The sequence below is a fragment of the Catellatospora coxensis genome (assembly GCF_016862635.1).
GTDB lineage: Bacteria > Actinomycetota > Actinomycetes > Mycobacteriales > Micromonosporaceae > Catellatospora > Catellatospora coxensis.
This window is the reverse complement of record NZ_BONI01000034.1, coordinates 19724-43467: the sequence shown is the minus strand read 5'-3', so window position 1 is coordinate 43467 and position 23744 is coordinate 19724. Positions and strand designations below refer to the sequence as shown.

Annotated in this window: 26 protein-coding genes and 2 riboswitches; of the genes, 10 read left to right on the top strand and 16 right to left on the bottom strand. The window is 72.2% G+C overall.

Annotation, left to right across the window (positions count from 1 at the left end; all coding sequences use genetic code 11):
- Positions 1 to 35: 35 nt before the first annotated feature.
- The 4 genes from Cco03nite_RS20520 to Cco03nite_RS20505 form a co-directional block, all read right to left on the bottom strand.
- On the bottom strand, positions 36 to 668 hold the full coding sequence (locus Cco03nite_RS20520; RefSeq protein WP_203693769.1) for a TetR/AcrR family transcriptional regulator C-terminal domain-containing protein: 633 nt from the start codon (positions 666 to 668) through the stop codon (positions 36 to 38).
- A 548-nt stretch (positions 669 to 1216) separates the two neighbouring features.
- A complete protein-coding gene (locus tag Cco03nite_RS20515; RefSeq protein WP_203693768.1) occupies positions 1217 to 2062 on the bottom strand; it encodes a hypothetical protein in 846 nt (281 codons plus the stop codon).
- Between the two features lie 196 nt (positions 2063 to 2258).
- Positions 2259 to 2717 carry a hypothetical protein gene (locus tag Cco03nite_RS20510; protein ID WP_203693767.1) on the bottom strand — a complete coding sequence of 153 codons (459 nt, stop codon included), beginning with the start codon at positions 2715 to 2717 and terminating at the stop codon, positions 2259 to 2261.
- Positions 2718 to 2793: 76 nt separating this feature from the next.
- A complete protein-coding gene (locus Cco03nite_RS20505; RefSeq protein ID WP_203693766.1) occupies positions 2794 to 4161 on the bottom strand; it encodes an NsdA family TPR-like regulatory protein in 1368 nt (455 codons plus the stop codon).
- Positions 4162 to 4368: 207 nt separating this feature from the next.
- Here Cco03nite_RS20505 and Cco03nite_RS42910 point away from each other — a divergent pair, with 207 nt between their 5' ends.
- Positions 4369 to 4503 carry a hypothetical protein gene (locus Cco03nite_RS42910; RefSeq protein WP_275412065.1) on the top strand — a complete coding sequence of 45 codons (135 nt, stop codon included), beginning with the start codon at positions 4369 to 4371 and terminating at the stop codon, positions 4501 to 4503.
- Positions 4504 to 4755: 252 nt separating this feature from the next.
- Here the strand turns inward: Cco03nite_RS42910 and Cco03nite_RS20500 are convergent, their stop codons facing one another.
- Complete coding sequence (locus Cco03nite_RS20500; protein WP_203693819.1) at positions 4756 to 5064, bottom strand: putative quinol monooxygenase; 309 nt, start codon at positions 5062 to 5064, stop codon at positions 4756 to 4758.
- A gap of 182 nt (positions 5065 to 5246) precedes the next feature.
- Between Cco03nite_RS20500 and Cco03nite_RS20495 the strand changes: the two genes are divergently transcribed.
- From Cco03nite_RS20495 to Cco03nite_RS20475, 5 genes are all read left to right on the top strand, one after another.
- Positions 5247 to 5963, top strand: a complete 717-nt coding sequence (locus tag Cco03nite_RS20495; RefSeq protein ID WP_203693765.1) for a polyamine aminopropyltransferase — start codon at positions 5247 to 5249, stop codon at positions 5961 to 5963.
- Between the two features lie 74 nt (positions 5964 to 6037).
- A riboswitch (glycine riboswitch) is annotated at positions 6038 to 6129 on the top strand.
- Positions 6130 to 6134: 5 nt separating this feature from the next.
- Positions 6135 to 6217: riboswitch (glycine riboswitch) on the top strand.
- Positions 6218 to 6274: 57 nt separating this feature from the next.
- Positions 6275 to 7453, top strand: a complete 1179-nt coding sequence (gene gcvT / locus Cco03nite_RS20490; RefSeq protein WP_239167512.1) for a glycine cleavage system aminomethyltransferase GcvT — start codon at positions 6275 to 6277, stop codon at positions 7451 to 7453.
- Positions 7450 to 7833: a glycine cleavage system protein GcvH gene (gene gcvH / locus Cco03nite_RS20485; protein WP_203693763.1), complete on the top strand. Its 384-nt coding sequence runs from the start codon at positions 7450 to 7452 to the stop codon at positions 7831 to 7833. Before gcvT ends, gcvH begins: the two co-directional genes overlap by 4 nt.
- Positions 7830 to 9101: a serine hydroxymethyltransferase gene (glyA, locus tag Cco03nite_RS20480; RefSeq protein WP_275412064.1), complete on the top strand. Its 1272-nt coding sequence runs from the start codon at positions 7830 to 7832 to the stop codon at positions 9099 to 9101. The genes gcvH and glyA overlap by 4 nt, the downstream gene beginning before the upstream one ends.
- Positions 9102 to 9250: 149 nt before the next feature.
- A complete protein-coding gene (locus Cco03nite_RS20475) occupies positions 9251 to 10222 on the top strand; it encodes a golvesin C-terminal-like domain-containing protein (RefSeq protein WP_203693762.1) in 972 nt (323 codons plus the stop codon).
- 69 nt (positions 10223 to 10291) lie between these two features.
- Here Cco03nite_RS20475 and Cco03nite_RS20470 read toward each other — a convergent pair whose 3' ends face one another.
- The 6 genes from Cco03nite_RS20470 to Cco03nite_RS20445 are packed head-to-tail and all read right to left on the bottom strand — an operon-like array spanning position 10292 to position 14633.
- Positions 10292 to 11095 (bottom strand): S-methyl-5'-thioadenosine phosphorylase, encoded by an 804-nt coding sequence (locus tag Cco03nite_RS20470; RefSeq protein WP_203693761.1) that lies wholly within the window; start codon positions 11093 to 11095, stop codon positions 10292 to 10294.
- Positions 11092 to 11565 carry a hypothetical protein gene (locus Cco03nite_RS20465; RefSeq protein ID WP_203693760.1) on the bottom strand — a complete coding sequence of 158 codons (474 nt, stop codon included), beginning with the start codon at positions 11563 to 11565 and terminating at the stop codon, positions 11092 to 11094. The genes Cco03nite_RS20470 and Cco03nite_RS20465 overlap by 4 nt, the downstream gene beginning before the upstream one ends.
- Positions 11562 to 12722 (bottom strand): molybdopterin-dependent oxidoreductase, encoded by a 1161-nt coding sequence (locus tag Cco03nite_RS20460; RefSeq protein WP_239167511.1) that lies wholly within the window; start codon positions 12720 to 12722, stop codon positions 11562 to 11564. Before Cco03nite_RS20460 ends, Cco03nite_RS20465 begins: the two co-directional genes overlap by 4 nt.
- Positions 12698 to 13342, bottom strand: coding sequence for a methyltransferase domain-containing protein (locus Cco03nite_RS20455; RefSeq protein WP_203693758.1), 645 nt, complete (start codon positions 13340 to 13342; stop codon positions 12698 to 12700). The genes Cco03nite_RS20460 and Cco03nite_RS20455 overlap by 25 nt, the downstream gene beginning before the upstream one ends.
- Positions 13339 to 13983, bottom strand: coding sequence for a TIGR04282 family arsenosugar biosynthesis glycosyltransferase (locus Cco03nite_RS20450; RefSeq protein WP_203693757.1), 645 nt, complete (start codon positions 13981 to 13983; stop codon positions 13339 to 13341). Before Cco03nite_RS20450 ends, Cco03nite_RS20455 begins: the two co-directional genes overlap by 4 nt.
- A complete protein-coding gene (locus tag Cco03nite_RS20445) occupies positions 13980 to 14633 on the bottom strand; it encodes a glycosyltransferase family 2 protein (RefSeq protein ID WP_203693756.1) in 654 nt (217 codons plus the stop codon). The genes Cco03nite_RS20450 and Cco03nite_RS20445 overlap by 4 nt, the downstream gene beginning before the upstream one ends.
- Positions 14634 to 14747: 114 nt before the next feature.
- On the opposite strand from Cco03nite_RS20445, the gene Cco03nite_RS20440 reads away from it, so the two are divergent.
- Positions 14748 to 15800: an NAD-dependent epimerase/dehydratase family protein gene (locus Cco03nite_RS20440; protein WP_203693755.1), complete on the top strand. Its 1053-nt coding sequence runs from the start codon at positions 14748 to 14750 to the stop codon at positions 15798 to 15800.
- 1 nt (position 15801) lies between these two features.
- Positions 15802 to 17280 (top strand): hypothetical protein, encoded by a 1479-nt coding sequence (locus Cco03nite_RS20435; protein ID WP_203693754.1) that lies wholly within the window; start codon positions 15802 to 15804, stop codon positions 17278 to 17280.
- A gap of 1 nt (position 17281) precedes the next feature.
- Here the strand turns inward: Cco03nite_RS20435 and Cco03nite_RS20430 are convergent, their stop codons facing one another.
- Together Cco03nite_RS20430 and Cco03nite_RS20425 are read right to left on the bottom strand one after the other, a co-directional pair.
- Complete coding sequence (locus Cco03nite_RS20430) at positions 17282 to 18568, bottom strand: ArsB/NhaD family transporter (RefSeq protein WP_203693753.1); 1287 nt, start codon at positions 18566 to 18568, stop codon at positions 17282 to 17284.
- Positions 18565 to 19008 (bottom strand): CBS domain-containing protein, encoded by a 444-nt coding sequence (locus Cco03nite_RS20425; protein WP_203693752.1) that lies wholly within the window; start codon positions 19006 to 19008, stop codon positions 18565 to 18567. The genes Cco03nite_RS20430 and Cco03nite_RS20425 overlap by 4 nt, the downstream gene beginning before the upstream one ends.
- Before the next feature lie 188 nt (positions 19009 to 19196).
- On the opposite strand from Cco03nite_RS20425, the gene Cco03nite_RS20420 reads away from it, so the two are divergent.
- Positions 19197 to 20186, top strand: coding sequence for an ABC transporter permease (locus Cco03nite_RS20420; RefSeq protein WP_203693751.1), 990 nt, complete (start codon positions 19197 to 19199; stop codon positions 20184 to 20186).
- Between the two features lie 10 nt (positions 20187 to 20196).
- Here the strand turns inward: Cco03nite_RS20420 and Cco03nite_RS20415 are convergent, their stop codons facing one another.
- A complete protein-coding gene (locus Cco03nite_RS20415; RefSeq protein ID WP_203693817.1) occupies positions 20197 to 20673 on the bottom strand; it encodes a glutaminase in 477 nt (158 codons plus the stop codon).
- Positions 20674 to 20714: 41 nt separating this feature from the next.
- Here Cco03nite_RS20415 and Cco03nite_RS20410 point away from each other — a divergent pair, with 41 nt between their 5' ends.
- Positions 20715 to 20954 carry a proprotein convertase P-domain-containing protein gene (locus Cco03nite_RS20410; protein WP_203693750.1) on the top strand — a complete coding sequence of 80 codons (240 nt, stop codon included), beginning with the start codon at positions 20715 to 20717 and terminating at the stop codon, positions 20952 to 20954.
- A 126-nt stretch (positions 20955 to 21080) separates the two neighbouring features.
- On the opposite strand, the gene Cco03nite_RS20405 is transcribed toward Cco03nite_RS20410, so the two are convergent.
- The gene (locus tag Cco03nite_RS20405) at positions 21081 to 21359 is read right to left on the bottom strand and encodes a DUF4193 family protein (protein WP_203693749.1); all 279 of its coding nucleotides are present in this window, start codon (positions 21357 to 21359) and stop codon (positions 21081 to 21083) included.
- Between the two features lie 537 nt (positions 21360 to 21896).
- On the bottom strand, positions 21897 to 23663 hold the full coding sequence (locus Cco03nite_RS20400) for a family 43 glycosylhydrolase (protein WP_203693748.1): 1767 nt from the start codon (positions 23661 to 23663) through the stop codon (positions 21897 to 21899).
- Positions 23664 to 23744: the final 81 nt, after the last annotated feature.

Genomic DNA, 23744 nt, shown 5'->3' with positions numbered 1-23744 from the left:
CCGGCAGGCCAGGAGAAGGTCTTCGAGCGGAGCGGTCAGGCGGCGGCCCCGGCCTTGATCGCAGCGCCCTCGATGACCACCTCCAGGCATTCGCGGAACAGGTCGTCAACCGTGCGGCCCGGTTGGAAGTATTCGGTGACCGCGGCGACCACGGTCGGGTACTGCCGGGTGAACGTGTGCATGTCGAAATCCTTCAGCGTGTCCGCGTCCGGGCGGGGGGCCTGCTCTTCGAGGACGTGGCCGACCGTGAAGCGCTCGACGGTCAGGACGATCACGCGGGCCTGTCGCAGCGGGATGCCTCGCGCGACCAGGGTGCTCATCGCCAGCTCGGAGACCGCTGCCATGTTGCGGGAGAGCTGGGCGGCCGAGATGACCCGGGCCCCGTCCTTGTGGGCGAGCAGCGCTCGGCGCAGCCGCTCGGCCAGGCCGCACAACCAGACCTGCCAGGGTTGGTCGGTATCGGGTGGTGACATGTCGCCGAACTCCTGGTCGAGGATCGCATCGGCGATCGCGGTGACCAGGGCGGCCTTGTTGGGCAGATGCCAGTAGAGGGTCGGCGACTGCACACCCAGCCGCGCGGCGAGTTTGCGGGTCGTCACGCCGTCGAGACCGTCGGCGTCGAGCAGGGCTACGGCCTCGGTGACGATCCGCTGTCGGTCCAGTGCCAATTCGGTGCCTCCCGCTGGCACTCTATCAGTGCTAGAGTCCCTCTATCACCGATAGAGAGAGCGGATGAGGATGACAGACGAGAACTCGTCGCGCGGCCTGCTGCACCGGGCGACACATCGCATTCCTGGAGTTCCCGCGCATGCCGAGCGGCCGGCCGGACACCAGGGTGCGGTGACCCACACCCACCCGAGTCGCCCCGGCGGCGCGCCTCACACTCAGCTGAACCGCAGGTGGAATCACTCGCCCGCCCGGCCTCCCCGGTTCATGCAGGCCTGGCAGCGCCGAATTGCGGCGTTCTTCGGCTGAGAACTGCTCCGGAGATCCGCAGAGTTGGAGCTGTCTCGGCGACCACCGTTCCTCTGGCACCGATCTCGTGCGGCGACCGCGTCAAGTCAGCTCGGTAGGCATCGAACCACACCACACCGAACACGAGATCACTGCCGACTGCCTGACATCCATGCGGACGTGGAGTGCGGCCGGCCAGTGGGCGCAGATGTGCCCGGTCCTCCTCCTTGGAGAACCGGGCGTGTGTGTCTGAGGCGGACCGCTATCCGATGCAGATGCGCTGCATCTGCAGACTCCAGTTGCCGGCGAACGGGCCGACCTCGCGTGCCACGATGCCGCCGCCCACGGGCAGTGGAGTGAGCGTTGCGATCGACGCGTCGCCGAGCGCGCCGGTGATCACTCCACCGACTGCGGACACCTGCGAGCCGACGGGGCAGGGATTTCCGTTGGTGCCTTTCGGCGAACTGGGGTCGAACACGGAGGTGGCGTTCCAGTAGTTGCTGATGGGCAGGGGGTCGGCGCAGACCGCCTGCGTGGTCAGCGTGTAGTTGCCGACGGCCGCGTTGTCGTAGGCCGTGACGGACAGCTGCGTCATCGCGGCGTCGTAGCTGACCTCGTCGATGGACACGTTGCCGAAGGCGTCTGTCAGGAAGTAGCCGCCGCCGACGATGTTGTCGCCCGCGGGGCAGGCCGCGGTCTGGAACTTGTCGTTCATGTTGGAGGCGGACACCGTCTGCACCACGGAACGGTTGACGAGCGCGCCGGCTGGGGCGCAGACGAGGGTGACCTCGACGGTCCAGGCCACGCCTGTCGCGATGGCTTCGATGGCGGAAGCGGTGCCGCCGCCGGCGGCGTCGATGTAGGAGCGGGTCAGCAGGACGTCACCGCCGCCGTTGTTGACCTGCCCCATGACGCTGACGATGTCGTCGCCGGGGGCGCATGCCGCGGAGATGTTCTTCGGTGAGTTGGCGTTGGCCGGGCTCACGGCGTTTACCTGGTACAGGCCGATGAAGGCCTGTGCTGGAGTCGCTATCTGCACCATCGCGGCAGTTGCCGCGATGGTGAGTAGCGCGGCGAGTTTAGTTCTCATGTGAGCCAGGGTCGGCACGGACGTCACGGTTGCCTCACGGTACGGTCAGTGTGACCGTCGTTGATCCGCCACAAGGCACCGTGATGGCCTTGAAGATCAGTTCGGAATGAGCGGAGCGTGCCGAGGAGACTGCGGTCGTGTCCGACCGTGTGCTCATTGACCAGCTCTGGCGGCGGCTGTCGTACCGAGCGGAGACGGCGGCGCTGAGGGTGCTTTATCTCCGCAAGGGCTTCACGATGGTGGTCGGCACCGTCACGATCACGTAATCCTCGGTCAGATCCGACTGCACGTCGACCGTCGCGTCCTTGCCGACGTAGCGGACGACGAATACGGTCTCGCGGAGCCGCGTCTCGTCGTATCCGGCAAGACTCTCTGGCAATTCACCCACGAGTCGCACTTCATCACCCGGCCTGACCGGGGAATCTCCCGAAGTCTCGCCGCGTTGGACGGCTGTGATCAAGTGGATGAGCGTCTCCAGCGGTGCGGTGCCCGCGCCGTAGTGAACCAGATGGCCCGCCTGGCCGAAGATCAAATCGACCTCGGCTCTGCTCAAATCGGCGAGTGCCTCGACCGCACCAGCCGCGAGGGCAGGACCTCCCGACGTGTCGAGCTGCGCCGCCAACGCCAGGAGAAGGCGATCGATGACACGCTCCGCAGTCTCCTCGTCCGTCACCCGCCGAGGATACGACCCGCCACAGCGCCGCTGTCGCCGGCGCGTGCAGAGCGGACTCCAGCGTGGTCGGTGGAGCTCAGATAAGGCTGGCGGCGCGGGTGTCGAGGCGTTGGGCTGTGGTGAGTCCGCGTCGACGGTAAGCGGCGAGGCTGGCTCGCATGCTGGTGATGGCATCGCGGGTGCGGGCGGAACGGATGCCGGCCATGCCGTCGAGCGCGGTGTTCCAGGTGCGGCAGGCTGCTTCGACGTTGCCTCGGGTGCATTGGATCTCGGCGAGGTCGGCCAGGGTGAGGGCGTGGATGCGCGGGTGCGTGGCCGGGTCCCAACAGCGTGCCGAGCGTCGTAGCTGGTCCTCGGCGGCGTTGAGGTCGCCCATGGCCTGCAGGGCTTTGCCGGACTGGTTGGCGAGCCGCGCTTCGGCGGGTCCGCCCGACGCGGCCCATTCAGGAGCCGCGTCACCGCGGCTGCGGTCGAGCAGCCGTTCTGCGGTGGCCAGGGCCGAGCGTGCCTGGTGGTTGTTGCCGTCGGTGGCGTGGGCGCGGGCGGCGGTGAGCCAGAACAGGCTTTCGGTGTCGGGGTCGACGCGGCCTTTCACCCGGTCGAGCGCGGCGTCGGCCAGGTCGACGCAGTGTTCGCGGCGTCCGAGGTCCATGGCCTGGTGCGCGAGGATGCGTAGCCCGTACGCGGCATGCGCGCGAGGGTCGGCCTCGGTGGCGAGCTGGTAGGAGTGCAGGTAGTAGCGCTGTGCCAGCCCGGGCAGGCCGAGGTCGTGGGCCTTCCATCCCGCCAGGTATGACAGTTGGGCGGCTGCGGCGAACATCGAGCGGCGAAGCGTCTCGGCGGTGAAGGAGGCGCGCAGGTATGCGGTGACGTCGGTGGTGAGGTATTCGACGACGGCGGTGCGGGCGTGGCCGCCGCCGAGGCGTTCGTCGGCGGCGTTGAACGCTGTGGTCATCTGCCGGACGGCGTCGATTTCACCTTGGCCGACGGTGGTCGTGGGCCGGGTGCGGGTGTTGTGTGCGCGGGCGATGATCTCGGGCTGTTGCAAGGGCAGCAGGAGGGCGGCGACCGAATAGGCGGCGCCGGAGATCAGGGTGCGGCGGTCCACGTCGGCTCGTCCCAGGTGTGCGACGGCGGCCACGGCGTCGGGTGGCAGGGATACCGGGTCGTAGATGGGTTCATCGTCTGAGCCTAGCCCGAGGTCGGCTGGTGTGAGTGGACGTGCCAGGCGTCGTGACAGGGCTTCGGCGAGGTAGCCGGCGGTGGGCGGGTGGGGGCGTGTTCCGGCGATCCAGTGCGCCACCGATGACTTGTTGGCCGGCAGCCTGTTGTCGCCGTTCTCGGCGGCGATGTGGCACACCGACCGGGCGAGGGCCTCGTAGGAGATCCCGGCTTGGGAGATCAGCAGTTGCAGCCGGTCGTTGGGTGCGGTGCTGGCGCGCACGTGCCCGCCCTCTCGTGAGCGTGGTTCATCAACATGGTTAAACCTGTGAAACGTTCGCACCTGCCCGGAAGCCTACAGTCGGGCCATGGCCGCCGGTTGACTGTCGGTGGGGTGATTCGCACCCGCCCCGAACGGCGCGGCGGCCGGACGCATCCCATGGCACTCGGCCGCCGCGCCCCCGTCACCAGCCAGGGGAGGGGCACGGTAATGGGCAAGGCGCTGACAGCGGGGCAGTTCGAGGCGTACGCACGGCGGCAGATCACCGTCGCCCTGGACATCCTCGACCGCCACCACGAGGACCTGATCGGCCTGTGCGCCTGCTCGGCTGACCTGGACCATTGATGATGATGTCTGCATTCTCGGCTCGTCGTACGTGGGTGACGGGTTGAGCTCGGTCCTTCGGGCGGCGTTGGACCTGAAGTTGGGATCGAGCGCCACGATCGCTTACCTTCCTGGCGAGCCGGGTGGTCACCTGATCTTCTTCGTGGGTGCTGACAACGGCACGGTCTACGTCCAGGTCGTGTTCTTTCCCGTGCCTGGCCTACCGGGCCGGTGTCGGACGAACCCGACTACGGCAATGGCAGTGATGGATGCTCACGCGGACAGACCCTTGGCCGCGGCCAGGGACAGGAACTCCACCCGATGCGACACCAGTAACGGGTCCTTCGCCGCGTGGAACGCGGTCACATGCTCGGCGGCCTCGTGCGCCTGAAATGCCGCGTCGTCGGCGTACACCTCGTAAAACACCCTCGCCAGTGGTTCACCGGCCACCTGATGTGTCGCGTACACCAGCGTTCCCGGCTCCTTCGCCCGGATCTGCTCCACCGCCTGCGCCGTCAGCTCGTCGAACCTGACCGCTGACTCCTCGTCACGGATGTCGAACCGCACTACCAGGGCGAACATCGCCACCTCCGAAGACCATCATCCGACCGAGCCGTACCGGCGGCGCGGATGGCCACGGTAGTGCGCGCCGACCACGCGGTCACCTCGACGTACGACGTGTCGTTGCCTTCGCCCGTCAGCGGGTCGGCTAGCCTGGCAGTTCGGCTGGACCCATCTGCGGGCACCGCCAAGACGGAGGCGGCATGGGCGCACGGCTGCAGGAACTCGGCTGGCGGCAGACGCCGATGGGCGTGATCAGCCTGCGCCGCCGCTGGGATCCCATGTTCAAGACCGACGTCTACGAGGTCAAACTCGACGACGACTTCCTCATGTCCAGCCTGTTCACCGTCGCCGAGGAGGCCGTCGCCGCACTGGCGCTCGCCGAACTCGACGGCACCGGCTTCGACGTGGCCGTCGGCGGCCTCGGCCTCGGCTACACCGCACTGACCGTGCTCGCCGACGAGCGTGTCGCGTCCCTGCTGGTCATCGACGCGCTGCCCGACGTCATCGCCTGGCACGAGCAGGGCCTCATCCCGGCGGGGGTCACCTTGTCCGCAGACCCGCGCTGCCGCCTGTCCGAAGGCGACTTCTTCGCCCGCTGCGCCTCGCCGGACGGCCTCGACCCGCACCGCCCCGGCCGGCGCTTCCACGCGATCGTCGTCGACATCGACCACTCGCCCAGCCACCTGCTCCACCCGAGCCACGCCGGCTTCTACGAGCCCGCCGGCCTGCGCCGCCTGGCCCAGCACCTGCACCCGGGCGGCGTGTTCACCCTGTGGTCCAACGACCCGCCCGAAGAGCAGTTCACCGCCCGCCTGGCCGAGGTGTTCACCGACGTACGCGCCGAGGTCGTCAGCTTCCCGAACCCGCTGCAGAATCGCGAGTCCACGAACACCGTCTACCTCGCCAAGCGGCGCTGACCCGCGGCGGTCGCGGTTGACGGCGTTCCGGGGCGGCGTCTACGGTACGGCGGACAACTGAATACCTCGCCGACAGAACCACGGCGGGAGAGGCCCGGCGCGACCGGGCCGCCGAAGGAGCAACTTCTCCCCGGAATCTCTCAGGCCCACGTACCGCCGTGGCGAGGCGAACTCTGGAAAGTCAGGACGCAACAGTCCTGCGCCCACGGTGCAAGCCGCGTACGCGGTGAAGCTCTCAGGCTCCGATGACAGAGGGGGAGGCCAACCACCACCGGTGCCGCCGACGCGGCACCCGGACCAGGGAGCCTCCCGTGAGCGCCGTCGCGTCGCCGACCGCTGCCCACCCCTGTCCCGAACGGGACACGGCCGGGCACGACCAACCTTCCGCAAGACAGACCCCGCTGCACGGCGTGCACCGCGGGCTCGGCGCCGTGCTGACCGAGTTCGCCGGCTGGACCATGCCGCTGCGCTACGGCAGCGAGACCGCCGAGCACCACGCCGTACGCCGAGCGGCCGCGCTGTTCGACCTGAGCCACATGGGCGAGATCGAGGTGACCGGCCCCGGCGCGGCGGCGATGCTCGACCGCGCCCTGGTCGGCCGCCTGTCCGCCGTCGGCGTCGGCCGCGCCCGCTACACGATGCTGTGCGCCCCGGACGGCGGCGTGCTCGACGACCTCATCGTGTACCGCCTGGAAGAGCAGCGCTACCTGGTCGTCGCGAACGCGGCCAACACCTCGGTGGTGTCGGCCGCGCTGGCCGAACGCGCCGCCGGGTTCCAGGCGATGGTCCGCGACGTGTCCGCCGACTGGGCGCTGCTCGCCGTGCAGGGTCCGCGCTCGGCCGACATCCTCCGCGCCGTGACCGGGTCCGACGTGGACGCGCTGCGCTACTACGCCATCGACCCGGCGGTGCTGGCCGGAACTCCGGTGCTGCTGGCCCGGACCGGCTACACCGGCGAGGACGGCTTCGAGGTCTACTGCGCGCCCGGCGACGCAACCGCCGTCTGGGCGGCGATCAGCGCGGCCGGAGCCGGGCACGGCCTGGTCCCGGCGGGGTTGGCGTGCCGGGACACGCTGCGGCTGGAGGCGGGCATGCCGCTGTACGGCCACGAGCTGACCGCCGGGCGCACCCCGTTCGAGGCGGGGCTGGGCCGCGTCGCCGTGCTCGACAAGCCGTTCGTCGGCCGCGACGCGCTGCACGCCCGCGCCGCATCGGGCCCGGCCGAACTGCTCGTGGGCCTGCTGCCCGCCGGGCGGCGCGCGCCCCGGGCCGGCTACGCCGTGCTCGACCCGGACACCGGGGACCGCATCGGCACCGTGACCAGCGGCGCGCCGTCGCCGACCCTGGGCCGCCCGATCGCCATGGCGTACGTGCCCGCCGACCGCGCCGCCGTCGGCACCGTGCTCGCCGTCGACATCCGCGGCAGCCGCGACACGGTCACCGTCGTCGAGCTGCCCTTCTACCGCCGCCCCGCTGGAGGCCACGCGTGAACACCGTCCCCGAGAACCTGCGCTACACCCGCGACCACGAGTGGCTGTCCGACGAGGACGTGCCCGCGGTCGGCATCACCGCGTTCGCGGGCGACGCGCTCGGCGACATCGTCTACCTGGAGCTGCCCGCCGTCGGCACGTCCGTCACGGCGGGCGACCCGTGCGGTGAGGTCGAGTCCACGAAGTCGGTCAGCGAGCTGTACGCCCCGGCCGACGGCGAGATCGTCGAGGTCAACCCGGCCGTCGCCGACGACCCGTCGCTGGTCAACTCCGACCCGTACGGCCAGGGCTGGTTGTTCCGGCTGCGCCTGACGGGGGCGCCGGAGCTGCTCGACGCGGCCGAGTACGCCGCGCTGATCGGGGCGGAGGGCAGCCGGTGACCGCGCTGAACGCACCGCTGGCGGAGTTCGACCCCGAGGTGCACGCGGCGCTGCGCGCCGAGCTGGGCCGCCAGCGCGACACCCTGGAGATGATCGCCAGCGAGAACTTCGCGCCGCTGGCCGTGCTGCAGGCGCAGGGCTCGGTGCTGACCAACAAGTACGCCGAGGGCTACCCGGGGCGGCGCTACTACGGCGGCTGCGAGCACGTCGACGTGGTGGAGCAGCTGGCGATCGACCGGGTGAAGGCGCTGTTCGGGGCGGGCTTCGCCAACGTGCAGCCGCACTCGGGCGCGCAGGCCAACGCGGCGGCGATGATGGCGCTGATCCAGCCCGGCGACACCATCCTCGGCCTGGACCTGGCCCACGGCGGGCACCTCACCCACGGCATGCGGATCAACTTCTCCGGCCGGCTGTACCACGCGGTGGCCTATCACGTGTCGGCCGAGGACGGGCGGGTCGACCTCGCCGAGGTGGAGCGGCTGGCGCTCGAACACCGGCCCGCGCTGATCATCGCCGGCTGGTCGGCGTACCCCCGGCAGCTGGACTTCGCCGCCTTCCGCAAGATCGCCGACCTGGTGGGCGCGCGGCTGATGGTGGACATGGCGCACTTCGCCGGGCTGGTCGCGGCGGGCCTGCACCCGAACCCGGTGCCGTTCGCCGACGTCGTCACCACGACGACGCACAAGACGCTGGGCGGTCCGCGCGGGGGAGTGGTGCTCACCAACGACGAGGACGTCGCCCGCAAGGTGAACAGCGCGGTGTTCCCCGGCCAGCAGGGCGGCCCGCTGGAGCACGTCATCGCCGCGAAGGCGGTCGGCTTCAGGATGGCGGCGAGCGCGGAGTTCGCGCGGCGGCAGCAGCGCACGCTCGACGGCGCCCGCCTGCTGGCGCGGCGGCTGTCCGAGCCCGACGTCGCCGCGGCCGGGGTGTCGGTGCTGACCGGCGGCACGGACGTGCACCTGGTGCTGGTGGACCTGCGGGCGTCCGAGCTGGACGGGCGGCAGGCCGAGGACCGGCTGCACGGCGTCGGCATCACGGTCAACCGCAACGCCGTGCCGGGCGACCCTCGCCCGCCGATGGTCACCTCCGGGCTGCGGATCGGCACCGCCGCGCTGGCCGCCCGCGGGTTCGCCGACGCGGACTTCGCCGAGGTCGCCGACATCGTCGCGCAGGCGCTGCTGCCGTCCTTCGACGAGGCCGCGGCGGACGGCCTGCGGGGCCGGGTGGCCGCGCTGACCGCCGCGTTCCCGCTGTATCCGGCGTTGTGAGGGGCCGCGCCCTGCCCTGCCGTCGCCGCCATCCGGGCGACGGCGGGGCAGGGCGCTCAAGACGATCGATGTAGAAGTCTTTCGCATACACAGTGATGTTGGTTGAATAGTTTCACTCTCATTCCTCGACACCCCCTGACGGAGGGATAGTGAGACTTCCCCTCGCCCTGCGCTCCGCTGTCGCCGGGCTCGCCACCGTCACCCTCGTCGTGCTCGGCCCCGCCGCGCCCGCGTCGGCGGCGACGACCATCGTGGACAACGCCACCGCCGGCGGGTTCACGGCCAGCGCCAACTGGGGCACCTCGACCTGGTCCGCGCAGCGCTACGGCGCCGACTACCGCTTCGCCACCCCGAACACCACGGCCAGCGACGCCGCCTGGTTCACCGCCACGATCGCCGCGGCCGGCCCGCACACGGTAGAGGTCTGGTACCCGGCCGACGCCGGCTACAACAACGCCACCCCGTTCGTCGTGGCGACCAGCGGCGGCAACCAGACCGTCGTGGTCGACCAGCGGTCCAACGGCGGACGATGGGTCAGCCTCGGCACGTTCAACCTGGCCGCGGGCACGCACAGCGTGGTCGGGGTGAGCCGGTGGACCAACGGCACCGGCTACGTCGTCGCCGACGCGATCCGGCTGACGTCCACCACCGGCAGCCCGGCGTTCTCGCTGCCGCTGGCCAAGAGCGCCCTGCCGCGCAGCGAGTACGACGACCCGCACCACGACTACCCGGCCATCGACCTGCCCGTCGGCACCGGCACCCCGGCGTACGCGGTCCGCGGCGGCACCGTCGTGATCATCGACGACAGCTCGTGCGGCCGCGGAGTCAACCTGACCGGCGCGGACGGCAACGTGTACACCTACTGCCACTTCTCCTCGTGGTCGGTGGCCAACGGGGCGACCGTCGTGGCGGGCCAGCAGATCGGCCTGACCGGCAACACCGGCAACTCGACCGGCCCGCACCTGCACTTCGGCATCCGCACCGGCACCACCCGCCGGTGCCCGCAGAACTTCCTGCTGGCGCTCTACGACGGCGTCACGCCGCCCGCCGCGACCAGCCTGCCGACCACCGGCTGCTTCTACACCAGCCTGACCTCGGCCACCGTTCAGCCGCTCGGCTGAACATCGGGCCGGCGGAGCGCTCGTGCGAGGGCGCTCCGCCGGCCGGTCGACCGCTGTCGAAGCCGGCGCTCACGGAATCAGGTATGCGGGCTGCATGCCGTCGAGGGTGTCGGGGCAGGGGCAGGTGCGCTCGGCGGGCAGGTTGGCGATCGTGGCCAGCAGCAGGCCACGCATACGCTCGGTGTTGTCCTTGAACACCCGGAACACCTCCTCCTGGGTCACGCCGTGCTCGCCGTCGACGCCCGCGTCCAGGTCGGTGACCAGGGCGATGGCGGCGTAGCAGAGGGCGAGCTCGCGGGCGAGCGCGGCCTCCGGGGCCCCCGTCATGTTGATCACGGTGCCGCCCGCGGCGGCGTACCAGCGTGACTCGGCGCGGGTGGAGAAGCGCGGGCCGTCGATGACGACGACGGTTCCGGTGCCGGTGAGCGGTATGCCGATGGTGTCGGCTGTCTCGTGCACGGCCCGGCGCACGGCGGGGCAGTACGGGTCGGCGAAGTTGACGTGCACCGCGCCCGACTCGACGAAGGAGCGCTCGCGCCCGCTGGTGCGGTCGACGAGCTGGTCGGGCAGCACGAAGGTGCCCGGCCCGAGGTCGGCGCGCAGGCCGCCGACGGCGCACGGGGCGAGGATCCGGCGTACGCCCAGCGAGCGCAGCGCCCACAGGTTGGCCCGGTAGGGGATCAGGTGCGGCGGGTGGCGGTGGTCGCGGCCGTGCCGGGGCAGGAACGCGACCCGCCGCCCGGCGACCTGCCCGACGGTGACCGCGTCCGACGGCGGCCCGTACGGGGTTTCGACGCGCACCTCGCGTGCCCCGTCGAGCAGGCTGTAGAGGCCCGAGCCGCCGATGACGGCGACGTCGGCTGTGCTGGTCATGATCGCTCCTGGGTGTCGGGTCCGGGTGTGGACGGTGCGCGGCGCAGCGCGCGGGCGGCGAGCAGACCGGCGGTGACCAGCCAGATCGCGGCCAGGCAGAGCAGGAACCCGCGGGTGTAGTCGCGGGGCAGTGCCGACGGGTCGTCGGGGCGGCGACCGTAGCCGAGCACCAGCGGGAGCGCGACGACGGTCAGCACGACGGTGACGAACAGGGCGCCCTGCACGACCGGACGCGCCCAGCCGGGCAGCCACCGGGTCAGCACCGCGCCGACGATGATGGCCAGCGGCAGCACCAGCAGGTCGTGCCCGAACAGCACGGTGACCGCGTACCGGGCGTAGTTCGGCAGCGACACGCTCGGGTCGGTGAGCACGCCGACGATCCCGTACGCGGCGGCCAGCGTCCCGGCGGCGACGAGCAGCCGCCTGATCCACGGTGTGGCCCGGTCGGCCGGGCGGCGGGTCGCGGTCACGGCTGGAGCACCTCGATCCGGGTGACCCATTTGGTCTGCAGGACGCCGGGGCGGTTGGGTGCGATGAGCCGGACCGGGTAGCCGTGGTCGAGGTCGAGGGTCTGCCCGCCGACACGCAGTGCGAGCAGGGTGAGCGGGTCGGCGGCGTGCGGCGGGGCGAGCGTGGAGATCCGGTACAGGCTGTTCTGTTCGAGGGACTCGACGCGCACGCTCGCGCCCGGTGCGCCGCCGACAGCCGCGACCAGGTCGCTGACGCGTACGCCGCCCCAGGTCGCGGTGGCGCTCCAGCCCTCCACGCAGGTGATCGGCAGTTGCGCGGTGTGCTGCGCGAGCGCGCCCAGCTCGGCCAGGCTCAGTCGCAGGGTGCCGCCGGGCCCGACGACCTCCAGCCGGTACGCCGGGTCGGTGGCGGCCGCGGTCACCCCGGCGGCGTCTGCGGACCGGTTGACCGGCAGCCCCTGCGGCCCGACCCGTGGATCGCGGGGCCCCAGCACCGACAGTCCGGCCAGCGGCCGCAGCGTCTGCCCGATCGTGGCGACGGTGATCACCCCGATCGCCGCGCCCACGGCGGTGAGCAGCCCACGCCTGCTCAGCCCGCCGGTCGGCACGGGATGTCCGGGTGCGCCCAGTGCGCGGCGGATGATCGGGAGCTTGACCCCGATGTGGACCAGCAGCGCACCGATGAAGATCCATGCCGTCCAGTAGTGGGCGGTGGTGAAGAAGAAACTCATCGGCGAGTACCACAGCGCGATGTTGAGGATGCCGGTGGACACCTGGAACAGCGCCGCGGCGACCAGCACGAACACGCTGAGCCGCTCGATCGCGTGTACGGGGTCGCGAAACGGCGGCCAGCGGAACAGCTTCGGGTACACCGACCACAGCTTCGCCGCCAGCAGCGGCACGATCGCCAGGCCGGTCGCGACGTGCAGGCCCTGCGTGACCCGGTACAGGTAGACCGGCCGCGACGGCCAGTAGAACCATCCCGGCGGGTGCTGGATCGCGTGGCTGAGGTAGCCGGTCACGAAGCAGACCGCGACGGCGATGCCGAGCAGCCGGCCGATCCGGCTGGTCAGCTGCGGTGACCGCAGCCGGGACGTGAACAGGCGGGACAGCCGCGACGGGTGGAGCCGCGTCAGCGGCTCAGGGACACGAACCACCGGTCCTCCTCCGTCCAGTGCTCGGCCGGGCACAGTCCGGCCTGCTCGGCCAGCTGCCCGAGGTCGTCGAGGCCGACCACGGCCCATGGGAACGGGTCGCTGGTGCGGCGGGTGTCGGTCAGCGCGACCCGGCCGCGCCAGCCGGGCCGGCCGGGCGGTTCGACCTCGGCGAGCACGGTGCCGCCCGGGCCCAGCAGTTCCCGGCAGCGGGCCAGCAGCCGGGCCGGGTCGCCGCCGATGCCGATGTTGCCGTCGGCCAGCAGGGCGTGCTGCCAGCGGCGGTCGTCGGGCAGCGGCGCGAACACGTCCTGGACCATCGCATGCGCGCCGCGGGCGCGGGCCAGGCGCACGGCGGCAGGGCTGACGTCGATGCCCAGCGCGGGCACGCCGCTGCGGGCCAGGGCCGCGGCGAGCCGCCCGGGGCCGCAGCCGACGTCGAGGGTCGGCCCGGTGCAGCGGGCCAGCATCCCGCTGTCGCCGGACGTGGGATCGCCGTGCCAGGCGCCGGTGTCGACGTGGCGCAGCAGCGTTCCGGCCGGGTCGACCAGCCGCAGCGCGCCGTCGCCGCCGCGTGCGGCCCGGTGCAGCGCACCCGCGTACACGGTCAGCGCGCTGGTCATCGCAGTGCTCCGTGCGGTGCGGTCAAGTGCTCGCGTACGGCTGCGGCGAAGCGGCCGTGCGGGTGCTCGGCGGCGACGGTCCGCGCGTCGGCGGCGGTGTCGACGTCGCGCAGCGCCGCCAGCCGGGCGGTGCGCAGGCCGAGTCCGTGCAGCGCGGCCAGGGTCAGCGCGCCGGTGTCGGCCGTGGACATCGGCACCGCGGTCAATGCGGCGGCGTGCGCCGGGTCGCGCAGCGCGAGGATCCACCAGCCGCCGTCCTCGGCCGGGCCGAGCGCCGCGTCGGCGGCGTCCAGGGCGTCCACGGCCGACGCCAGCAGCGACGCGGTCAGCTGCGGAGTGTCCATGCCGACGAGCACCGTCGGCACGCCGGGCAGCGCGGTGTCGGCGAACGCGTGAGCCAGGCGCTCGCCGAGGCCGTCGCCGCGCTGGCCGACCGAGGTCCAGCCGGGCGGGGCGGGGTGGTCGCCGTCGACGACGAGGGTCCGCCGCCGGGCCGGCGCCGCGCTGACGGTGGCGAGGGTGTCGGCCAGCGCGGCGGCGGCGATGGCGGCGGCCTGCCGCGGGGTGCACGGCGGGCACAGCCGGGTCTTGACCCGGCCCGGCACCGGGGCCTTCGCGATGACCACGAGCTGCGCGTTCACCGGGCCAGCACCTTCGACATGTCGCGCACCGCGCGGGCGGTGCCGAGCACCGTGCCGGTGACCTTCGAGCGCGTGCCCTCGGCCCGGGGCGCGTAGTCGACGTCGACCTCGGCGACCCGCCAGCCGGTCCGGGCCGCCGCGACGATCATCTCCAGGGGGTAGCCGAAGCGCCGGTCGCGCAGCCCGAGCGCGAGCAGCCGTTCCCGCCGCGCGGCCCGCATCGGGCCCAGGTCGTGGATGGGCACCCGCAGGCTGCTGCGCATCCGCCAGGCCAGCACGGCATTGGCCAGCCGGGCGTGTGCCGGCCAGGCGTCGCGGGTGGCCGGGCGGCGCCGGCCCAGGATCAGGTCGGCGTCACCCGCCAGCACGGGCCCGGTGACGCGCGGCAGCTGCCCGAGGTCGAACGAGCCGTCGGCGTCGGCGAAACACACCAGCTCGGAGGTGGCGGCCAGCAGGCCGGCATGGGCGGCTGCGCCGAAGCCCCGCTGCGGCACGCTCACGACGATCGCGCCGTGCTCCCGGGCGATGCGGGCCGAGTCGTCGGTGGACCCGTTGTCGGCGACGATCGCGCGATACCCTCCGGGTAGGCCGGACAGCACACCGGGCAGGGCGGCCGCCTCGTTCAGGCACGGCAACACCACATCAATCATGATCTCGACCATAGTGGTGACACCCGGTCCTAATTCTTACCAAACGCAGATAAGACCTTACGAAGTGGAAACGTCGCACCGTGACGGCCTGCCGCCCGCCTAGGTTGTGAAGGCATGCGTGTACTCATCACCGGCGGCGCGGGCTTCATCGGCTCCCATGTGACCCGTGCGCTCGCCGCCGCCGGGCACGACGTGTCCGTGCTGGACTGCCTGCACCCTGCCGCGCACCAGCCCGGAAGCGACGTCCGCGAGGTCCACGGCGTCCCGGTCCGCCGCGGCGACCTGCGCGACCGCGACACCGTCGAGTCCGCACTCGCCGGGGTGGACGCCGTCGTGCACCAGGCCGCCATGGTCGGCATGGGCGTCGACCTCGCCGACCTGCCCGCATACGTCGGCAACAATGACCTGGCCACGGCCGTGCTGCTCGCGGGGATGGCCCGCCTGCGGGTGCCGCGGCTGGTGCTGGCCGGCTCCATGGTGGTGTACGGGGAGGGCGCCTACGCCTGCGCCGACCACGGCCCGGTCCGCCCGGCCCCGCGCGAGCTCGCCGACCTCGCCGTCGGGCAGTTCGAGCCGCGCTGCCCGCACTGCGCGTCGCTGTTGGATCCCGGGACCGTCGACGAGGACGCCCGTCTCGACCCGCGCAGCGTGTACGCGGCGACCAAACTGGCCCAGGAGCACCTCACCGCGGCCTGGGCCCGCGAGTCGGGCAGCGCAGCCGTCGCGCTGCGCTACCACAACGTGTACGGACCAGGCATGCCTCGCGACACCCCGTACTCCGGCGTCGCCGCGATCTTCCGGTCGGCACTGGAGCGCGGCGAGGCCCCGCAGGTCTACGAGGACGGCCGCCAGCGCCGCGACTTCGTGCACGTCACCGACGTCGCCGCGGCCAACGTCGCCGCGCTGGCCTCGCTCGACGCCCGGCCGCCGGGACTGCGCGCGTACAACGTCGCCTCCGGCGAACCGCGCACCGTCGCCGACATGGCCGCCACGCTCGCCGCCGCCATGGACGGGCTCGCGCCCGTCGTCACCGGGGCGTTCCGGGCCGGCGACGTACGCCATGTCGTCGCCTGCCCACGGCGTGCCCGCGACGAGCTCGGCTTCACCGCCCAGGTGCCGTTCGCGGCCGGGCTGGCCGAGTTCGCCACCGCCCCGCTGCGGGCCTGACATGCTCGCCACGCAGGCCGGCACCCGGCCGGACACCGCGGCGTTCCCGCGCGCCGACCAGGTCACGACGGCGGTGGCGGGCGTGCTCGTCGCCGGCTCGATCGTCACCGGACTCGTGCTCAACCTGACCGGCTCACCGGTCCAGGCCGCCACCGCGCCGCTGTACGGGAACTGGAAGCCGCACCTCGGCCCCGGCACGCCGTTCGCGTTCGCGCTCGCCGCCGTGGTCGTCCTGCACGGGCCGCGCCTGGCTATGGCGCTGTCGTGGCGGCGGCTGCTTGCGGCGTCCTATACCACCGCCGTGGGCTGGACGCTCACGCTCGCCATGATCGACGGCTGGCGGCGCGGGCTCGCCGGGCGGCTCACCGAACAGGCCGAATACCTCACCGAGGTGCGGGGCGTCACCGACATCCCGGCCATGCTGCGCGAGTTCACCGGCCGGATCCTGGACTACCAGCCCGACTCCTGGACCACGCATGTCTCCGGCCACCCGCCGGGGGCGCTGCTCGTGTTCGTCTGGCTCGACCGCATCGGGCTCGGCGGCGGCGGCGCGGCCGCGCTGACCTGCGTCCTGTTCGGTGCGCTGGCCGCGGTGGCGGTGCCGGCGACCCTGCACGCGCTGGGCCAGGAGGCCGCCGCCCGCACCGCCCTGCCGTTCCTGGTGCTGCTGCCGGGCGCGGTCTGGGTCGGGGCCTCCGCCGACGGCCTGTTCGCGGGCCTGACCAGCGCGGCCGTCGCGCTGCTGGCGCTTGCGCTCACCACCGCGCGGCGAGCGGAGGCGCTGCTGTGCGGCCTCGCCGCGGGCGGGCTGCTCGCCTTCGGCTGCCACCTCTCCTACGGCCTGGTGCTGCTCGCCCCGATCGCGCTCGCCACGGTGGTGGTTGCCGCCGCCTCCAGACAATCCACACCGACCTGGCGGGCGACGCCGCCACGAACCATGCCGACCGGGCAAGCCGCGAATTCTGCGCGGCTCGCGGCGGCGGCTGGTGCGGATCCCACCGGCGCGCGCATCCGGGCCGTCGGGCCCGTGCTCGTGGCGGTGATGCTCGGCGGCGGGCTGGTGGTGGCGGCGTTCACGGCGGCGGGGTTCTGGTGGCTCGACGGCTACCACCTCGTGGTGCAGCGCTACTACCAGGGCATCGCGTCCGAGCGCAGTTACGGCTACTGGGCCTTCGCCAATCTCGCCGCGCTGCTGCTGGCGGCCGGGCCCGCCGCCGCGGTCATCCTGCGGCGGGTCCTGGTCGCCCTGCCCCGGGACCGGGCCGCCTACGTGCTGCTACCCGCTGCGGCGGCGCTGTCGATCGCCGCCGCCGACCTGTCCGGGCTGAGCAAGGCCGAGGTGGAACGGATCTGGCTGCCCTTCGCCGTGTGGCTGCCGGCCGGGGCGGCCCTGCTGCCGCCCGCTGCCAGGCGCGGCTGGCTGGCAGCGGGCGCGGCGACCGCCCTGGTCGTCAACCACGTCGTGTTGACCGTGTGGTGAGCTAGAAGAACCGCAGATACAGGTACGGCACGCAGATCGCCACGGTGATCACGGTGACGATCAGGCCGTACTTCGTGAACTGCCAGAACGAGATCGGCTTGCCCGCGCGCTCGGCGATGCCGAGCACCACGACGTTTGCCGACGCGCCGATCGCGGTGGCGTTGCCGCCCAGGTCGGCGCCCAGCGCCAGGGCCCACCACAGCACGTTGCCCTGCGGCGTGCCGTCGGCTTCGACCAGGTCGGCGACGATCGGGCTCATCGTGGCGACGTACGGGATGTTGTCCACGATCGCCGACAGCGCCGCCGACGCCCACAGCAGCAGCATCGTCGCACCCCACAGCCGGCCCTCGACCGCGTCGACGGCCGCCGCCGACACCGTGTCGATGACGCCGGTGTTGACCAGCGCGCCGACCATGACGAACAGCCCGGCGAAGAAGATCAGCGTGTGCCACTCGACGTCGCGGGCGATCTCGTCCGGGTCGAGCCGCGACGCCGCCAGCAGCAGCAGCCCGCCCACGATCGCGACCACCGCCGGCTCCAGGTGCAGGATCGTGTGCAGCATGAACGCGGCCAGCACCGCGGCCAGGAAGACCAGGCTCACCGCGAGCAGGCGCGGGTTGCGGATCGCGTCGCGCTCGCGCATCGCCATCACCGCGGCGACCTTGGCGCTGTCGGAGCGGAACGCGTCGCGGAACAGCCACCGGCACAGCCCCAGGAACACCACCAGCAGGATCACCACTACCGGGGCCAGCACGTTCAGGAAGTCGTTGAACGTCAGGCCGGACCGGCTGGCGATGATGATGTTGGGCGGGTCGCCGATCAGCGTCGCGGTGCCGCCGATGTTCGACGCCATCACCTCCGCGATCAGGAACGGCGCGGCGGGCAGGCCGAGCCGGTCGCAGACGAACAGCGTCACCGGCGCGACCAGCAGCACCGTCGTCACGTTGTCCAGCCCCGCCGACGCCACCGCGGTCAGCACCACGAGCAGGACCATCACCGGGTACGGCCGACCGCGGGCGCGTTTGACCGCCCAGATCGCGACGAACTCGAACAGCCCCGTGCGCCGCAGCACCGCCACGATCAGCATCATGCCGATCAGCAGCATGATCACGTTCCAGTCGATGCCCGACTCCGGGGAGAAGAACGCGTGCTCGGCGTCGGTCGCGCCGATCAGCAGCATCACCACCGCACCGCCCAGCGCCGCCGCGACCCGGTGCACCCACTCCGTCGCGATGAACACGTACGCGACCGCGAACACCGCCACCGCCAGCCAGGCCTGCGTGCTCATGCCGGCACCACCCGGTCCAGCAACCCGTGCAGGGTCACCGCGCCCAGCAGCCTGCCGCCGTCGACCACCGCGACCAGCGGGCTGCGGGTGCGCGCCATCAGCGCGGCGAGCTCCAGCGCGGTCGCCTCCGGCCCGACCACGGGCAGCTCGTGCGGCTGCGGGGGCAACAGCTCGCGCACCGTACGCCCGCCCAGCTCGCGCATGAACACGTCGGCCGCGGCCTCGTCGACCAGGTGGGTCAGGTTCGGGTCGTCCTGGTAGTACGACGGCACCGCCAGGCGCAGCACCTGCGTGCCGGGCAGCACCGCGAACGGCGCACCCGCCTCGTCGACCACGATCAGGCCGGGCAGGTCGGCGTCGGCCAGGATGCGGGTGGTGTCCAGCGCGGGCGTGGACATGGTGACGGTGGGCCAGGGGACCACGAGATCGGAAGCGCGCACGGGCGGGACTCCTGTTCCGGTCGTCGACGGATACCGTTGCCGACCAGACTTCCCGGCGCTCCAGGGGACAGCCTAGCCGATCTCCCGGCCGACCGCACCGCGCTCGGCGCGCGACGCCGGTGACAGCCGTGCGGACCCGTTCTATAGTGGGCTTTCGTCCATTCACGACGGTCTGTGGAGGTCCAGCCATGGTGATCATCGCGCCGCCCACGACGGCCGTGGACGCGCTCCCGCCCCGGCCCCGCCGCACCGCCGGCCTGCTGGCCCGCATCGGCTGGGAGGCGATCCTGTTCCTGCTGGTCGTCGTCGCCGCGATCGTGGTGGCCGTGCAGAGCGACGGCGACGCGTTCGGCCGCGGCCTATGGCTGAGCCTGGCCTCGCTCGGCCTGCTCGCCAGCGCGTTCGCGTTCTCGCTGCGCACCGGCAACCCGAACCTCGCGGTCGGGGCACTGGCCGCGCTCGCCGGGGTCGTCTACGCCAAACTCGTCGAAGCCGACTGGCCCGGCGTGCTCGCCGCGGCGACCGCCGTAGTCGTGATCCTGCTGTTCTGCCTCGTCCTCGGCGTGATCACCGGGCTCACCTCGGCTCCCGCCTGGGCGGTGTCGCTCGGCGGCCTGGCCGTGGCGCAGAGCGTCGCGCTGGGCCTGTCCGAAGCGCAGGGCGTCCCGCTGCGCGACGGACCGACCAGCGAGTGGGCCATCTGGGCCTGGGCGGGGCTGTTCGTGATCGGATCACTCGTCGGCGGAGCCGCCTTCCAGGGCACGGCGCTGCACCGCATGCTCGTCGCCGCCCGGACTGACGGCGAGGTCCCGCGTTTCCAGGGCAAGCGGCTGGCCGGCGCGGTGCTCGGATTCGCCGGCTCGGGGCTGCTGGCCGCGCTGAGCGGCATCGCCCTGGTCGGCTACCTCGGCGGGGCGTTCGCCGTCACCGGTGACCGTCAGCTGGTCGCCGTCGCCGCGGTGCTGCTCGGCGGTGTCAGCGTCTTCACCTACCGCGGTGGCGTGGCGGGCACGCTGCTGGCCACCGCGCTGCTGGTGCTGGGTGACACCGCGCTGCGCCTGGCCGACGCGCCCAGCTGGCTGACCTACGGGCTGACCGCCGGGATCGCGCTGCTGGTCGGGGTCGGCGTCGGCTGGGGCATCGACAAGATCACCGGGCCTTCGCGGCCGGTGAGCTGACCCCGGCGGCTCAGAACACCGACCAGCCGGTCAGCGCGGCGAAGTGCTCCAGCGCCAGCTGACCGGCGATCGAGTTGCCGGAGGAGTCCAGGCCGGGCCCCCACGCGCAGACAGCGCCCAGGCGGGGGGCCACGGCCAGGATCCCGCCCCCGACCCCTGACCTCAGCGGCAGCCCGATCCGGTCCGCCAGGTCGGGGCTGGCGTCGTACGCGCCGGAGGTCAGCATCGTCGCGTTCACCCGCCGGGTGTCCTGCGCGCTCAGCAGCCGCCGCCCGTCGGCCCGCACCCCGCCCCGGGCCAGCAGCAGCCCCGCCAGGGCCAGGTCCCGGCAGCTCGCCGCGATCGCGCACTGCCACACGTAGTGGGCCGGCACCGTGTCGACCGGCTGGTGCAGGTCGCCGTACGCGGCCACCAGGTGCGCGGTGGCGAGGTTGCGCTCGGCGCGGCCGTGTTCGTCCTGCGCGACTGCGGCTACGACGTGTACCAGGGGTCGTCGCTGGCCATGTCGGTCGCGGCACCTCGGCCACGGTGTCCAAGCTGTCGGCGGCCACGTCGTACACGTTCACCGTGCGGGCGCGGACCGCGGGCAACACGTCGGCGGCGAGCGCGCCGGTCACGGCGACCACCGGTGCGTGCACCAGCTACCAGGGTGGTTCGTACACGGCGGCCGGGGTGTCCTCGCCAGCCGCGGGCACCTGGCTGCTGCGCGCCAGCGACACCCGATCGTGGAACTTCGGCTCACTCAACGGCTGGTCGATCACGCTGTGACAGCCGCCCGGCGTCCCTGCCCCCCATGGGGACGCCGGCGGGCCACCAGCCCGCAGTGGCGGGACCACCCGGGTCGCGCGGAGCTGACGCTCGCGCACCCGGGCCCCGCCACCGGCCCGCGTCAGGTCACGAGCACTCGAGGCACACGTCCTTGCCGGCCGCCGCCCGCTGATTGCGGTGGCGGACCAGGAAGCACTTCGTGCAGCGGAACTCGTCCGCCTGCTGGGCCACGACCGGCACGGTCAGCTCTTCGTCGAGCTGCTCGCCGCCGGGCAGGTCGTAGGACTCGCTCTCCTCGACGTCCACCGCCGAAGCGTTGGGCGCATCACGCCGAGCACGCAGCTCCTCGAGGCTGTCCTCCTCGACGGCGGGCGTGCGGGGCGTGTCGTAGTCGGTGATTGCCATGGTCTTTCTCTCCCCCCTCGTGACGCACCGTTGGAACACCGTCACTGTGGTGCCTATTCCAGTCCCGCCGATGTTGTTCCGCGTCACATCTCGGCAGCGGCGGGGTGTTGCAGGTTCAACGCCGGGGCCGTCGTTTCGGTTCGCGATTGCGAGGGTCTTCTTTTCGGCCCTCACGGATCGCCTCGACGGCTCCGAGAACGGCGTGGTGGCAACGGTGCACGGCGTCCCGCGGCCCCCGGACAGGGGTGCGGCAGGCGGAGGAGACGAGCTGGATCCCCGCTCCCGCCGGCGCCCGCGGCCACCACCGCGTGCGGGCGAGAGTGTAGCCGTGATCTAGGTCCTCGATCGCGGACCCGCCGAAGATCGGCGCGTCGTCACACGGTGGGTGATCTGGGCCACGATGACCGGTTTGGCGACATGCGGCGAGGTTAGCGCTGGTGCCGGTGGTCGTCCGGTGAAATGCACATTCATTCCTGTACCGGAGGGGGTCGCGGCCGCCCGCCGCCACCGTGGCCCGGTGGCGGCGGGCGGCACGGGTCACGACGTCGGCTCGCCCGAGGGCGCCGTCAGGGTGACGCCGGTCGCGACCGGCACGCCGAGGTTAGGGGTGCCGTCGGCGTTCCAGGTGATCTTCTGGACCCGGGTGGAGCGGTTCATGTCGCAGCCGCCGCTGGTCGAGCTGTTCGCGTGGTACACGATCCAGTCCTCGGTGCCGTCGGGGGACTTGAAGAAGCCGTTGTGGCCCGGCCCGTACACGCCGTTGGCGTTGGAGCGCTGGAAGACCGGGTTCGGCGACTTGGTCCACGACGACGACAGCAGCGGGTCGCCGGTGCCGTTGTAGGTGAGCATGCCCAGCTTGTAGTCCGGGGTGGAGCAGTGGCTGGCCGAGTAGATGATGAACGTCTTGCCGTTGCGCTGCAGGACCTCACCGCCCTCGGCGACCGCCCCGCCGACCGTCTCCCAGCTCAGCGTCGGGGTGGTCAGGATGCGGCGGGTGCCGCTGGCGGTCCACGGGTTGCTCAGCGGCCGGATGAACAGCGGCTGCGAGCCGTTGTAGAACGTGCCCAGCAGGTACAGCTGGCCGTTGAGCTGCAGGATGCCCGGGTCGAGCTCCCAGGTGTTGTTCTGCGTCGGGTCGAGCAGGTCGGCCTTGAAGCTGTACGGGCCCATCGGGTCCGTGCCCGCGCTCTCCAGCACGTGGATGCGCTGGGTGCCCAGGTTGTACGGCTCCTGCCCGGCGGTGTAGTAGAAGTACCACCGCAGCCCGTTCGGTCCGTTGAGCAGGTGGAACTCCGGGGCCCACATGGTGCCCGCGCCGTTGGGGTTGGTCAGGTTGAACAGCACCTGGTCGGTGGCCGTGGCCAGGCCGCGCATGGTGGTCGCCCGGCGCATGGTGATGGTGCGGTTCCAGGTGGTCGTGGCCAGGTAGTAGTAGCCGTTGTAGTACTGCAGCCACGGGTCCGGGCCCTGCGCCTTGATCGGGTTGGTGAACGTGTTCGTGCCGCCGCTCGACGTGATCGTCCAGCTGAACGTGGTGCTGCCGCTGACGCCGCCGCTGGTCGCGGTGGCGGTGACGGAGTACGACGCCACGGTCGTCGGCGTGCCGCTGATGACACCGGTCGAGCCGTTGATGCTCAGCCCGGCGGGCAGGCCGCTGGCCGTCCACGTGTAGCCGCCGGAGCCGCCCGACGCCTGCAGGGCCAGCGACGTGGCGGTGTTCACCGTGGTGGAGCGGCTGCCCGGGTTGGTGACCGTGACGCCGGTGCTGTCGGTGACGTACGACGGCAGACGCCACACCCGGCTCGTCGCGGTGCTGCACGGCAGCTGCACCAGGCCGGTGTTCGCCGCCGACGAGCCGCCGCTGGGCACCAGGCACTTGCCCGAGCCGACCGAGATCACGTTGAACGTCTTGTCGGTGCCGCTGACCGTCACCGCGGCCAGCCGCCAGCGCTGGTTGGCGTTGGTGTGGCACGGCCACTGGATGATCGTGGCGTTGTCGGCCGTGGACGCGCCGTTGACGTCCACGCACTTGCCCGAGGTCGACGTCGCGATGGTGTAGGTGTCCGAGGTGCCCGACACCGGCGTGAAGGTGAACCGCTGGTACGTGGCCGAGTTGCAGACCTGCTGGGTGAGCTGCACCAGGTTGGCGGTGTCGCCGTTGGGCAGGGCCGCGCAGTTGCCGCCGTTCTGATTGACGGCGGTGGAGCCGAACGTGACGATCGCGGCGGCCGGCTGCGGGACGAACAGCGTCGCGGCCACGATGGCGGGCACGGTGAGCAGGGACAGTAGTCGGGAGCGTGTCATGTTCGCGTCCTCCGGGTAGGGGCGGGCTCGGCGAGACGCCGCCATGGGCCGCCGCGGCGCACGCCGTCTCCCGGCACGGCG

Bases quoted from the DNA above. Each gene is read 5' to 3' on its own strand.
- Cco03nite_RS42910 (WP_275412065.1), top strand. From the start codon at position 4,369: ATGGGCAAGGCGCTGACAGCGGGGCAGTTCGAGGCGTACGCACGGCGG.
- Cco03nite_RS20500 (WP_203693819.1), bottom strand. From the start codon at position 5,064: ATGTTCGCCCTGGTAGTGCGGTTCGACATCCGTGACGAGGAGTCAGCG.
- Cco03nite_RS20495 (WP_203693765.1), top strand. From the start codon at position 5,247: ATGGGCGCACGGCTGCAGGAACTCGGCTGGCGGCAGACGCCGATGGGC.
- Cco03nite_RS20470 (WP_203693761.1), bottom strand. From the start codon at position 11,095: ATGACCAGCACAGCCGACGTCGCCGTCATCGGCGGCTCGGGCCTCTAC.
- Cco03nite_RS20455 (WP_203693758.1), bottom strand. From the start codon at position 13,342: ATGACCAGCGCGCTGACCGTGTACGCGGGTGCGCTGCACCGGGCCGCA.
- Cco03nite_RS20445 (WP_203693756.1), bottom strand. From the start codon at position 14,633: ATGATTGATGTGGTGTTGCCGTGCCTGAACGAGGCGGCCGCCCTGCCC.
- Cco03nite_RS20440 (WP_203693755.1), top strand. From the start codon at position 14,748: ATGCGTGTACTCATCACCGGCGGCGCGGGCTTCATCGGCTCCCATGTG.
- Cco03nite_RS20435 (WP_203693754.1), top strand. From the start codon at position 15,802: ATGCTCGCCACGCAGGCCGGCACCCGGCCGGACACCGCGGCGTTCCCG.
- Cco03nite_RS20430 (WP_203693753.1), bottom strand. From the start codon at position 18,568: ATGAGCACGCAGGCCTGGCTGGCGGTGGCGGTGTTCGCGGTCGCGTAC.
- Cco03nite_RS20420 (WP_203693751.1), top strand. From the start codon at position 19,197: ATGGTGATCATCGCGCCGCCCACGACGGCCGTGGACGCGCTCCCGCCC.
- Cco03nite_RS20405 (WP_203693749.1), bottom strand. From the start codon at position 21,359: ATGGCAATCACCGACTACGACACGCCCCGCACGCCCGCCGTCGAGGAG.
- Cco03nite_RS20400 (WP_203693748.1), bottom strand. From the start codon at position 23,663: ATGACACGCTCCCGACTACTGTCCCTGCTCACCGTGCCCGCCATCGTG.